Origin of the sequence: Aquipuribacter hungaricus, from assembly GCF_037860755.1 — a bacterium.
GTDB lineage: Bacteria > Actinomycetota > Actinomycetes > Actinomycetales > JBBAYJ01 > Aquipuribacter > Aquipuribacter hungaricus.
Genome location: NZ_JBBEOI010000137.1, coordinates 1 through 9,621, shown reverse-complemented (window position 1 = coordinate 9,621; position 9,621 = coordinate 1). Strand labels below are relative to the sequence as shown.

Here is a 9,621-nt window from a genome sequence, read left to right as displayed (position 1 = left end):
CAACGTCAGCCGCGAGCTCGCCGTGCTCGCCGCTCGGCGGCCGTGACCCGCAGGCCGGCCCCGCGCAGCCGCCGCAGCAGGTCCCCCGCGCCCACCGGCTCGGCGCCTGCGGCGACCAGGGCCTCGTGGGCGGAGTCCGGCACGTCGTAGTGGTCCAGGTCGAACGCCCGCTCCGGCACCCCGTTGGCCCGGGCGAAGGCGTGCAGCTCCTCGACGGAGGTGTCGCTGACCAGGTGCGACCACAGCCGGCCGTGCGCCGGCCACAGCGGCGGGTCGATGAGCAGGCCCATCGGGCGAGGGTACGACCCGGTCGTCCCGGACCTGTGGACGACGCCCGCGGGAGCCCGTCGCCGCGGGGCACCCTGGCCCGGGCGGCAGGGGGCCGCCGGGAGAGGGGACGACCATGACCCAGTTCGAGGTCGACGCCGGCCGCGTCGACGCCGCGAGCGCGAAGGTGCGCGCCACGTCGGCGACGCTCACCGCCGAGGTCGACGCCATGATGCGGCACCTGGAGGACCTGCAGGGCGTGTGGCGGGGGCAGGCCGCCACGGGCTTCGCGGCGCTGGCGGCGGAGTGGCGGGCCACGCAGAACCACGTCCGCGACAGCCTGGACAGCATCCAGCTCGCGCTGGGCCAGGCCGGGCGGCAGTACGCCGAGACGGAGGCCGCCACCGCACGCATGTTCCGCGGGTGACGGCCCCCGGGGGGCGGGAGGGTCAGGCCTCGGTGGGGGTCGTGCCCGGGGCGGCGGCGTCGGTCGAGGACGCGGACGCCTTGTCGGCGGCGATCGCGTCCCGGTAGGCCTGCCAGCTGCGCTTGACCGTGCGCTGCTGGGTCTCGAAGTCCACCCGGACCAGGCCGAAGCGCTTGCTGAGCCCGAGCGCCCACTCGAAGTTGTCGAGCAGCGACCACGCGAAGTACCCGCGCACGTCCAGGCCCTCGGCCCGGGCGGCGGCGAGCGCCTCGAGGTGGGCGTGCAGGTACCCCACCCGCGGGGTGTCCTCGATGACGCCGTCCTCGGCCGGGGTGGCGTCGTCGTCCCACGCCGAGCCGTTCTCGGTGACGTAGAGCGGGCCGAGCTCGGGGTACTCGGTGAGGGTGCGGCGGATGATGTCGGTGAAGCCGGACGGCGTGACCGGCCAGCCCATCGCGGTCGCGCCCTCGCCCGGGTCGGCGTCGCGGACGAGCTCCAGGCCCGGCTGCAGCAGGTCGGCGGTCGGGGTGCGCCCGTCCGCGGCCTCGAGCAGCGCGTCGTTGTAGTAGTTGAGCCCGATGAAGTCCACGGGGGTGGCGATCTGCTCCATGTCGCCCTCGGCGACCGCGCCGTCCAGGTGCGGGTGCAGCAGCTCGACGGTGTCGGCGGGGTAGCCGCGCCCGGCCAGGGCGTCCAGCCACACCCGGTTGCGGACGCCGTCGCGGTGCCGGACGGCGTCGAGGGTGACCTGCTCGCCGTCGACGGCCCGGCCGTGGTCGAGGTTGAGCACGATGCCGTACGCGGCGTCGGGGTCGACCTCGCGCATGGCGGCGACGGCCCGGCCGTGGGACAGCAGCAGGTGGTGGGTGGCGCGGGTGGCGAGCGCGTGGTCCCGGACGCCCGGGGCGTGGATCCCGGCGCCGTACCCGAGCCACGCCGCGCACCACGGCTCGTTGTGGGTGGCCCAGCGCTTGACCCGGTCGCCGAGCGCGTCCTGCACGCCCAGGGCGTACTCGACGTAGGCGTCGACGGTGCGGCGGGAGGCCCAGCCACCCAGGTGCTGCAGCTCCAGCGGGAGGTCCCAGTGGTACAGCGTGAGCCAGGGCTCGATGCCGGCGCCGAGCAGCTCGTCGACCAGCCGGTCGTAGAAGCCGAGGCCGTCGGCGGAGAAGTCGCCCCGCCCGGTCGGCTGCACCCGCGCCCACGCCACGGAGAAGCGGTAGGCGTCCACGCCGAGGTCGGACAGGATCCGCACGTCCTCGGCGTAGCGGTGCACGTGGTCGCACGTGACGTCGCCGTCTGTCCCGTCCGACACCGCCCCCGGGACGCGGCAGAACGCGTCCCACACGGTCTCCCCACGACCGGCGCGGTCGCCCTCGATCTGGAACGAGGCGGTGGCAGCGCCCCACGTGAACGTCGTCGGCAGCTGGACCATGCGGGCGAGCCTACCCGTGGGAGCGGTCCCACCCGAATGACGACCGGGGCCCGGGCGACGGCGCGGGCCCGGCCGACCTACCCTGGTCCGATGACGAGCATCGGGCTGGGCATGCCCGCCGTGCCCTCGGGACGCGCGGCCCGGCCGCGCCCCGCCGGCGAGACCGGCCTGCTCGACACCTTCGGCCGCCGGGCACGCGACCTGCGGGTCTCCCTCACCGACCGCTGCAACCTCCGCTGCTCCTACTGCATGCCGCCCGAGGGGCTGCCGTGGCTGCCCGGCGCCGACCTGCTGAGCGCGGAGGAGACGCTGCGCCTGGTGCGCCTGGCCGTCCGCGACCTCGGCATCGACGAGGTCCGGTTCACCGGCGGCGAGCCGCTGCTGCGCAAGGACCTGCCCGACCTGGTCGCCGGCACGTCGGCGCTGCTGACGCCGGACGGCCGCCGCGTCCGCACCGCCCTGACGACCAACGGCGTCGGGCTCGACCGCCGTGCGCCGGCGCTGGCCGCCGCGGGGCTGGACCGGGTGACGATCAGCCTCGACAGCCTCCGGCAGGACCGCTACCTCGCCATCACCCACCGCGACCGGCTGCGCGACGTCCTCGCGGGCATCGACGCGGCCCTCGCGCACGGCCTCGGCCCGGTCAAGGTCAACTCCCTGGTCGTCCGCGGGGTCAACGAGGACGAGGTCGTCGACCTGGTGCGCTGGGCCTGCACCACGGGCGTCGAGCTGCGGATCATCGAGCACATGCCGCTGGACGCCCAGGGCGCGTGGGACCGCGACGCGATGGTCACCGCCGACGAGGTGCTCGCCCAGCTGACGGCGGCCTTCGTCCTCGAGCCGGCCGAGGACCGCGGCAGCGCGCCCGCCGAGCGGTGGCACGTCGTCGAGGACGGCACCCGGATCGGCTCGGTCGGGGTCATCGCCTCGGTCACCCGCCCGTTCTGCGGCGGCTGCGACCGGATGCGCCTGACCGCCGACGGCCAGGTCCGCAGCTGCCTGTTCTCCGCCGGCGGGACCGACCTGCGGGGCCTGCTCCGCTCCGGGGCCGACGACGCCGTGGTGGCCGACGCCTGGCGGGCCAACGCCTGGGCCAAGAAGGCGGGGCACGGCTCGGACGACGACACCTTCGTCCGCCCCGACCGGCCGATGAGCGCCATCGGTGGCTGAGGCCACCCGCCCGACGGTGACGGTCCGCCTGTTCGCCGGCGCCCGCGCCGCCGCGGGCACGCGACAGGCCGACATCCAGGTCGGCAGCGCGGTCGACGGCCAGGTCGGCGGCGAGGTCGGCAGCGAGGTCGACGGCGGCGCGGCCGGCACGGCCGGTCCGGCGAGCGTCCAGGACGTGCTCGACGGGCTCGTCGCCTCGTACCCGGGGGTCGCCCGGGTGCTGCCCGCCTGCTCCTACCTGCTCGACGGCGTGGCCGCCAGGCCGGCGCAGCCGCTCGGGCAGGCCCGCACGCTGGACGTCCTGCCCCCGTTCAGCGGCGGCTGAGCGGCAGCAGCGCGAGCCGGTCCACCCCGACCGCCCGTCACCAGCCGCTCAGGCGTCCAGCCCGCCCAGGCCGACCCACTCGTCGCTGCCGTCGCCGAAGTGCTGGTGCTTCCACACCGGCAGCCGCTCCTTGACCTCGTCGACGAGCCGGGCCGCGGTCTCGAAGGCGTCCCCACGGTGGGAGGCGGCGACCGCGACGGCCAGCGCGCACTCCCCGACCTCCAGCGGCCCGGTGCGATGGACCACGGCGACCGCCGCGGCGCGGGACCCCGCGGCCACGCCGGCCACCACGTCGGCGATGACCTGGCCCGCCGACGGGTGCCCCTCGTAGTCCAGGAGCGTCACCGGCCCGCGGCCGGGCGAGTCGTGGTCGCGGACGACGCCGTCGAAGGTGACGACCGCTCCCCGGTCCCGGCCGGCGACCAGCGCGGCGAGCTCGGCGGCGCTCACGGGGGTGCCGCGCACCTCGGCGAGGACGACCTGGCACCCGGGCCGCGGCGGGGTCGGCTGCGCAGTCATGTCCTGGAGCGTAGGAGGTGCATCCGGCGCCCGCCCCGCCGCGGTAGCAGGGGCGGGCGCCCGGACGGGTGCCCGACCCCGACAGAGGAGACCGACATGATGCGTACCGTCACCGCCGCCGCCGCGCTCGTGGGAGCCGTGGCCGTCGCCACCGCCGTCGTCGCCGCACCGGCGAGCGCCGTACCCAACCGCAGGGGCAACACCGAGATCGTCCCGAACGCGACGCTGCAGTCGCTGCTGGTGTCCGTCGACGCCCCCGTCACCCCCGGCGACGCCGGCGGGGTGGAGTTCGGCATCGTCGGGCAGCCGACCTCGGGCGTCGTCCGGCACGTCGGCGGCATCACCATCAGCACGCTGACCGGCGGCCAGCTGGAGCTGCGCAACTTCTGGATCGACACCGGGGCGGGCACCGTCAGCGCCTACGTCGGGGGCGTCGGCCGCCTGGAGCTGTTCGAGCTCGACGGCCTCACGCTGGAGCTCAACGCCACCGCGTCGACCGCGATCGCCGGCGACGCCAGCCTGGTCGGCGCCCCGGTCGCCGAGGCCGTCGTCGACGAGTGGAACTTCTGACCCGCTGAGGAGGTTCTCTCCCCGGCGACCCGGGACGGCTCGTCGACGCGGGGGCGTCGGGTTCTCAGCGGGACCCGGCGCCCCCGCCGTCGTCTGCGGGGTCCGAGGCCAGCGGCACGTCGAACGCCACGTCCTCGGGGCTCGGCGGGGCGTCGACGACCTCCTCGCGCAGCGAGGCCAGCGCACGCTCGGCCAGGTCCAGCTCGTGCCCGGCGAGCGCGATGAGGTCGCGCAGGCCGTGGGCGCCGAAGCGGTCGCGCACCGAGTGCACGGCCTCGGCCACGGCCGGGTCGACCCGGCTCTCGAACGCGTCGTGGGCTGGGTCGTGGGCGTCGCCGTGCGGGTGGTGGGCCTGCTCGGCGACGTCGTCGAGGTCGACGGGGCCGTGCAGGGGGTCGGGGCTGCTCATGTGACGATCCGACCACAGACGGGCACCGCGGCGCCCGGTGGCGCCCCGGCGTGGGACACCGCGCCCGGGGCACCGCCCGCACGACAGAGGCCCCCGGGGTGTCCCGGGGGCCTCTGGCTCGTGCTGGTCTACCAGGTGGTGCAGGGGGCGTGGATCAGAAGTCCATGCCGCCCATGCCGCCGGTGGGGTCGCCCCCGCCGCCGGCCGTGACCTTCTCGGGCTTGTCGGCGACGACGGCCTCGGTGGTGAGGAACAGCGCCGCGATGCTGGCGGCGTTCTCCAGCGCGGAGCGCGTCACCTTGGCCGGCTCGACGATGCCCGTGGCCATCATGTCGACGTACTCGCCGGTGGCCGCGTTGAGGCCCTGGCCCAGGGGCAGGTTCTTGACCTTCTCGGCCACGACCCCGCCCTCGAGGCCGGCGTTGATCGCGATCTGCTTGAGGGGGGCCTCGAGCGCGACGCGGACGATGTTCGCGCCGGTGGCCTCGTCACCGGTGAGGCCGAGGTCGTCCAGGGACGGCAGGGCGTTGACCAGGGCGACACCGCCGCCGGGGACGATGCCCTCCTCGACGGCCGCCTTGGCGTTGCGGACGGCGTCCTCGATGCGGTGCTTGCGCTCCTTGAGCTCGACCTCGGTGGCCGCGCCCGCCTTGATGACGGCCACGCCGCCGGCGAGCTTGGCGAGGCGCTCCTGGAGCTTCTCGCGGTCGTAGTCGGAGTCGCTGTTCTCGATCTCGGTACGGATCTGCTTGACCCGGCCCGCGATGGCCTCGGCGTCGCCGGCACCCTCGACGATCGTGGTCTCGTCCTTGGTGACGACGACCTTGCGGGCGCGACCGAGCAGGTCGAGCGTCGCGGTGTCGAGCTTGAGGCCGACCTCCTCGGAGATGACCTGCCCGCCCGTGAGGATGGCGATGTCCTGCAGCATGGCCTTGCGGCGGTCGCCGAAGCCCGGCGCCTTGACGGCGGCGGAGCGGAAGGTCCCGCGGATCTTGTTGACGACCAGGGTGGCGAGGGCCTCCTGCTCGACGTCCTCGGCGATGACCATCAGCGGCTTGCCGGACTGCATGACCTTCTCCAGGAGCGGGAGCAGGTCCTTGACCGAGGAGATCTTCGAGTTGACGACGAGCACGTAGGCGTCCTCCAGGACGGCCTCCATGCGCTCGGTGTCGGTGGCGAAGTAGGGGCTGATGTAGCCCTTGTCGAAGCGCATGCCCTCGGTGAGCTCGAGCTCCAGGCCGAAGGTCTGCGACTCCTCGACGGTGATGACGCCTTCCTTGCCGACCTTGTCCATGGCCTCGGCGATCATCTCGCCGATCTGGGTGTCAGCAGCGGAGATCGAGGCGGTGGAGGCGATCTGCTCCTTGGTCTCGACGTCCTTGGCGGTCTCGAGCAGGCGGGCGGAGACGGCCTGGACGGCCTTCTCGATGCCGCGCTTGAGGGCCATGGGGTTCGCGCCGGCCGCCACGTTGCGCAGGCCCTCGCGGACGAGCGCCTGGGCGAGGACGGTCGCGGTGGTGGTGCCGTCGCCGGCGACGTCGTCGGTCTTCTTGGCGACCTCCTTGACGAGCTCGGCGCCGATCTTCTCGTACGGGTCGTCGAGCTCGATCTCCTTGGCGATGGAGACGCCGTCGTTGGTGATCGTGGGGGCGCCCCACTTCTTCTCCAGGACGACGTTGCGGCCCTTGGGCCCGAGCGTGACCTTGACGGCGTCGGCGAGCTGGTTCATGCCCCGCTCGAGCCCGCGCCGGGCCTCTTCGTCGAAAGCGATGATCTTGGCCATCTGGTGGATGTCCCTCCGCACACGGTGGGTGGTTCGGACCGTGCGTCGCCCGCGACGGACGGCCAGCGGAGGACGGTCACGTCCCGTCCTGCCCCTGACCTCGACGACCGGTCCAGGACCCGTGCGGGCCCCTGTGGTCTGTCACTCCCGGCATGAGAGTGCCAACGCCATTATTGGCACTCGGGCACCGAGAGTGCAAACCCCTCGCGCGCCCGCTCCCGGCGTCCGGGTGACGCGGCGGGCGCGACGCCCGGCGGGGCGCGGCGCTGCGTTTGACCGGGGCCGGGGCCGGGTACCGCGACCGCGACCCCGCACCGACGTCCGCAGGGAGGACGCGCATGCCCGCCTGGCTCGTCGTCCTCGCCCTCGTCATCGCCGTCGCCGTGCTCGCGCTCGGCGGCGTCGCGACCTCGCTGTTGTGGCTGGGCGGCGGGGTCCTGCTCCTCGGGGTCGTGGGCATCGCCCTCGACCGCGGCTCCAGCGCCTGACGCACCAGGACGGCGCGACCAGACCGACGTACGCAGACCACGCACGAGACCCCCGGTGGCACGGTCGGCCGCCCCAGACCCCGACAGCACGGAGACCCGCGCATGCTCATCGCCCTGCTCCTCCTCGTCCCCCTCACCGCGCTGGGCCTCGTGCTCGGCATGGGCCGGCTGGAGGACAACCTCCTCCAGGCCCCGGCCGCCGACGACGCCGACGTCACGACGGGGGCGTCGCTGTGAGCACCGGGCGCGTCGCGTTCCTCGTCGCCACCGAGGGGATCGAGCAGGTCGAGCTCACGCAGCCATGGCAGACCCTCCTCGACGCGGGGTTCACGCCCGTGCTGCTGAGCACCGAGGCCGGCGAGGTGCAGGGGTTCGACCACCTGGACAAGGCGGACACGTTCCCGGTGGACGAGGTCGTGCGCGAGGCCGACCACACCTTGTTCGACGCGCTCGTGCTCCCCGGCGGCGTCGCCAACCCCGACGCCCTGCGCACCGACGCCGACGCCGTGGCGTTCGTGCGGGAGTTCATGCGCAGCCGCCGACCCGTCGCCGCCGTCTGCCACGCGCCGTGGGTGCTCACCGAGACCGGCGAGCTCCAGGGCCGCCGCCTCACGTCGTGGCCGAGCCTGCGCACCGACCTGGTCAACGCCGGGGCGGAGTGGGTCGACGAGGAGGTCGTCGTCGACGCCAGCGGCGCCGGGCCCCTGATCACCAGCCGGAACCCCGGCGACCTGCCGGCCTTCGGCGCGGCGATCGTCACCGCGCTGCAGAAGGACCCGGCCGACCTCGTCGGCGAGGCCTGACCTCCCGCTCGGGCCCGGACATGCAGGAAGGCGGCACCCCGAGGGGTGCCGCCTTCCTCCGTGCTGGCCGTGCGCCCGGTCAGAGACCGAGAGCTCGGATCAGATCGGGTGGACCGCCTCGGCCTGCGGGCCCTTCTGGCCCGTACCGACCTCGAACTCCACGCGCTGACCCTCGTCGAGGGACTTGTAGCCCTGCGCCTGGATCGCGGACCAGTGGACGAAGACGTCGGCGCCGCCGCCGTCAACCGTGATGAAGCCGAAGCCCTTCTCGGCGTTGAACCACTTGACAGTGCCCTGAGCCATGTTGCTCCTGTTGCTGATGGTGCCGCTGCGCGGCCCCGGACGTATCCGGGTCGTCGGTGTCCCGGGATCGGGGCACCGGGTCTCACGCGAACGGTCTTCAGCTCCAGTACGGCGCTTCATTCCTCGTACCCCGTGCGGGGCCGTCGTGCTCAACCACGGACCAGCGTAGTGCCTCAGGCCCCGGAAGGGCACCATGTGGCGGTGCCGGGTCCGTGGTCCCCCCCCGCCGCGGGCCCACGTCGGGCGCCGCCGGCGCCTCAACCTGCTCAACGGCTCGACCCTGGCCGGGCTGTGGCTCGCGCGCCGGGCGGGGGTGCCGCTGCGTCCCGGTCCGCACGGCCTGCTGCTCGCGCCGGGCTACCCCCGGCGGTTCCCCGCGCCGGCCGCGGGGGCGGTCTGCGTCGGCGACGTCGTCCTGCTGCGGCGGGGGCGCCCGGACGGGCGGGGCGTCGACGTCATGGACAGCCAGCCGCAGCTGTTCGACCACGAGTCGCGCCACGCGGCGCAGTGGGCCCGCTGGGGCGGCCTGCCCGGCTTCCTGCCCGCGTACGGGCTGGCCAGCCTGTGGTCCGTGCTGCGGACGGGCGACCCGCACTCGGCCAACCTGTTCGAGGTCGGGGCGGGCCTGGACGACGGCGGCTACCGGGCCGCGCCGGCAAGGCCGCCGAGGGAGGGGCTGCGGCTGGTGCTCCAGCTCGTGCTGCGGGCGGTGCTGCGGGGGCTGCGGGGGCTGCGACCGGGGCGGGGCAGGCTCAGGGCCGGAAGTCCTCGCCGACGACGACCGTGACGGTGTCCACGTCGTCGGAGGCGACCGGCTCGCCGGTGCCCAGGTCGACGGCGACCAGCGCGGCGACGGACTCCGCGGCGGGGTCGTCCTCGGGCCACAGCACGGCGCTCGGGCCGTCCTCGCCGCCGTAGTTGCCGACCTCGTCGACCGTCCACCCGGCCTCCTCGAGCACCTCGGCGGCCTCGGTGGCCAGGCCGGAGGTGGTCGTGGCGTTGAGGACCGTCAGCGCGGGGCCGTCGCCCGCGGGGGCCGACGCCCCGGCCGACGGGCTGCCCGCGGACGGCCCGGCGGACGGCTCGGACGGGGCGGAGGCGTCCGCGGACGGGTCCGCCGGT

15 protein-coding genes are annotated in these 9,621 nt (G+C 74.9%); 8 read left to right on the top strand and 7 right to left on the bottom strand.

Features of this window, described 5'->3' with window-relative positions; all coding sequences use genetic code 11:
- Window positions 1-5: 5 nt before the first annotated feature.
- Entirely contained in the window at window positions 6-290 is a 285-nt protein-coding gene (locus tag WCS02_RS13520; RefSeq protein ID WP_340294091.1) for a DUF4031 domain-containing protein, read from the bottom strand.
- Window positions 291-403: 113 nt separating this feature from the next.
- Between WCS02_RS13520 and WCS02_RS13515 the strand changes: the two genes are divergently transcribed.
- Window positions 404-694 carry a WXG100 family type VII secretion target gene (locus tag WCS02_RS13515; protein WP_340294090.1) on the top strand — a complete coding sequence of 97 codons (291 nt, stop codon included), beginning with the start codon at window positions 404-406 and terminating at the stop codon, window positions 692-694.
- Window positions 695-716: 22 nt separating this feature from the next.
- Here the strand turns inward: WCS02_RS13515 and WCS02_RS13510 are convergent, their stop codons facing one another.
- Window positions 717-2,129 (bottom strand): GH1 family beta-glucosidase, encoded by a 1,413-nt coding sequence (locus WCS02_RS13510; RefSeq protein WP_340294089.1) that lies wholly within the window; start codon window positions 2,127-2,129, stop codon window positions 717-719.
- 90 nt (window positions 2,130-2,219) lie between these two features.
- Between WCS02_RS13510 and moaA the strand changes: the two genes are divergently transcribed.
- Window positions 2,220-3,299: a GTP 3',8-cyclase MoaA gene (gene moaA / locus WCS02_RS13505; protein WP_340294088.1), complete on the top strand. Its 1,080-nt coding sequence runs from the start codon at window positions 2,220-2,222 to the stop codon at window positions 3,297-3,299.
- Window positions 3,292-3,624: a MoaD/ThiS family protein gene (locus WCS02_RS13500; RefSeq protein ID WP_340294087.1), complete on the top strand. Its 333-nt coding sequence runs from the start codon at window positions 3,292-3,294 to the stop codon at window positions 3,622-3,624. The genes moaA and WCS02_RS13500 overlap by 8 nt, the downstream gene beginning before the upstream one ends.
- Window positions 3,625-3,672: 48 nt before the next feature.
- Here the strand turns inward: WCS02_RS13500 and WCS02_RS13495 are convergent, their stop codons facing one another.
- Window positions 3,673-4,143, bottom strand: a complete 471-nt coding sequence (locus WCS02_RS13495) for a molybdenum cofactor biosynthesis protein MoaE (RefSeq protein WP_340294085.1) — start codon at window positions 4,141-4,143, stop codon at window positions 3,673-3,675.
- 96 nt (window positions 4,144-4,239) lie between these two features.
- On the opposite strand from WCS02_RS13495, the gene WCS02_RS13490 reads away from it, so the two are divergent.
- Window positions 4,240-4,713, top strand: a complete 474-nt coding sequence (locus WCS02_RS13490) for a hypothetical protein (protein ID WP_340294083.1) — start codon at window positions 4,240-4,242, stop codon at window positions 4,711-4,713.
- A gap of 64 nt (window positions 4,714-4,777) precedes the next feature.
- Here the strand turns inward: WCS02_RS13490 and WCS02_RS13485 are convergent, their stop codons facing one another.
- Both WCS02_RS13485 and groL read right to left on the bottom strand, forming a co-directional pair.
- The gene (locus WCS02_RS13485; RefSeq protein WP_340294081.1) at window positions 4,778-5,122 is read right to left on the bottom strand and encodes a hypothetical protein; all 345 of its coding nucleotides are present in this window, start codon (window positions 5,120-5,122) and stop codon (window positions 4,778-4,780) included.
- A gap of 154 nt (window positions 5,123-5,276) precedes the next feature.
- Entirely contained in the window at window positions 5,277-6,905 is a 1,629-nt protein-coding gene (gene groL / locus WCS02_RS13480) for a chaperonin GroEL (protein ID WP_340294092.1), read from the bottom strand.
- A 338-nt stretch (window positions 6,906-7,243) separates the two neighbouring features.
- Between groL and WCS02_RS13475 the strand changes: the two genes are divergently transcribed.
- The 3 genes from WCS02_RS13475 to WCS02_RS13465 all read left to right on the top strand — a co-directional run bounded on the left by WCS02_RS13475 (window position 7,244) and on the right by WCS02_RS13465 (window position 8,196).
- The gene (locus WCS02_RS13475; RefSeq protein ID WP_340294079.1) at window positions 7,244-7,393 is read left to right on the top strand and encodes a hypothetical protein; all 150 of its coding nucleotides are present in this window, start codon (window positions 7,244-7,246) and stop codon (window positions 7,391-7,393) included.
- 102 nt (window positions 7,394-7,495) lie between these two features.
- On the top strand, window positions 7,496-7,630 hold the full coding sequence (locus tag WCS02_RS13470; RefSeq protein ID WP_340294077.1) for a hypothetical protein: 135 nt from the start codon (window positions 7,496-7,498) through the stop codon (window positions 7,628-7,630).
- The gene (locus WCS02_RS13465) at window positions 7,627-8,196 is read left to right on the top strand and encodes a type 1 glutamine amidotransferase domain-containing protein (RefSeq protein ID WP_340294075.1); all 570 of its coding nucleotides are present in this window, start codon (window positions 7,627-7,629) and stop codon (window positions 8,194-8,196) included. Before WCS02_RS13470 ends, WCS02_RS13465 begins: the two co-directional genes overlap by 4 nt.
- Window positions 8,197-8,295: 99 nt before the next feature.
- Here the strand turns inward: WCS02_RS13465 and WCS02_RS13460 are convergent, their stop codons facing one another.
- A complete protein-coding gene (locus WCS02_RS13460) occupies window positions 8,296-8,499 on the bottom strand; it encodes a cold-shock protein (protein ID WP_340294073.1) in 204 nt (67 codons plus the stop codon).
- 193 nt (window positions 8,500-8,692) lie between these two features.
- Here WCS02_RS13460 and WCS02_RS13455 point away from each other — a divergent pair, with 193 nt between their 5' ends.
- Complete coding sequence (locus WCS02_RS13455) at window positions 8,693-9,286, top strand: hypothetical protein (protein WP_340294071.1); 594 nt, start codon at window positions 8,693-8,695, stop codon at window positions 9,284-9,286.
- Here WCS02_RS13455 and WCS02_RS13450 read toward each other — a convergent pair.
- The coding region (locus WCS02_RS13450) for a LytR C-terminal domain-containing protein (protein WP_340294069.1) at window positions 9,252-9,621 on the bottom strand (370 nt) is incomplete at its 5' end. The two genes, WCS02_RS13455 and WCS02_RS13450, sit on opposite strands and share 35 nt — an antisense overlap.

What these genes read in the sequence shown, in the direction of transcription:
- WCS02_RS13520 (WP_340294091.1), bottom strand. Translation starts at nt 290, where the DNA reads ATGGGCCTGCTCATCGACCCGCCGCTGTGGCCGGCGCACGGCCGGCTG.
- WCS02_RS13515 (WP_340294090.1), top strand. Translation starts at nt 404, where the DNA reads ATGACCCAGTTCGAGGTCGACGCCGGCCGCGTCGACGCCGCGAGCGCG.
- WCS02_RS13510 (WP_340294089.1), bottom strand. Translation starts at nt 2,129, where the DNA reads ATGGTCCAGCTGCCGACGACGTTCACGTGGGGCGCTGCCACCGCCTCG.
- moaA (WP_340294088.1), top strand. Translation starts at nt 2,220, where the DNA reads ATGACGAGCATCGGGCTGGGCATGCCCGCCGTGCCCTCGGGACGCGCG.
- WCS02_RS13495 (WP_340294085.1), bottom strand. Translation starts at nt 4,143, where the DNA reads ATGACTGCGCAGCCGACCCCGCCGCGGCCCGGGTGCCAGGTCGTCCTC.
- WCS02_RS13490 (WP_340294083.1), top strand. Translation starts at nt 4,240, where the DNA reads ATGATGCGTACCGTCACCGCCGCCGCCGCGCTCGTGGGAGCCGTGGCC.
- WCS02_RS13485 (WP_340294081.1), bottom strand. Translation starts at nt 5,122, where the DNA reads ATGAGCAGCCCCGACCCCCTGCACGGCCCCGTCGACCTCGACGACGTC.
- groL (WP_340294092.1), bottom strand. Translation starts at nt 6,905, where the DNA reads ATGGCCAAGATCATCGCTTTCGACGAAGAGGCCCGGCGCGGGCTCGAG.
- WCS02_RS13475 (WP_340294079.1), top strand. Translation starts at nt 7,244, where the DNA reads ATGCCCGCCTGGCTCGTCGTCCTCGCCCTCGTCATCGCCGTCGCCGTG.
- WCS02_RS13470 (WP_340294077.1), top strand. Translation starts at nt 7,496, where the DNA reads ATGCTCATCGCCCTGCTCCTCCTCGTCCCCCTCACCGCGCTGGGCCTC.
- WCS02_RS13460 (WP_340294073.1), bottom strand. Translation starts at nt 8,499, where the DNA reads ATGGCTCAGGGCACTGTCAAGTGGTTCAACGCCGAGAAGGGCTTCGGC.
- WCS02_RS13455 (WP_340294071.1), top strand. Translation starts at nt 8,693, where the DNA reads ATGTGGCGGTGCCGGGTCCGTGGTCCCCCCCCGCCGCGGGCCCACGTC.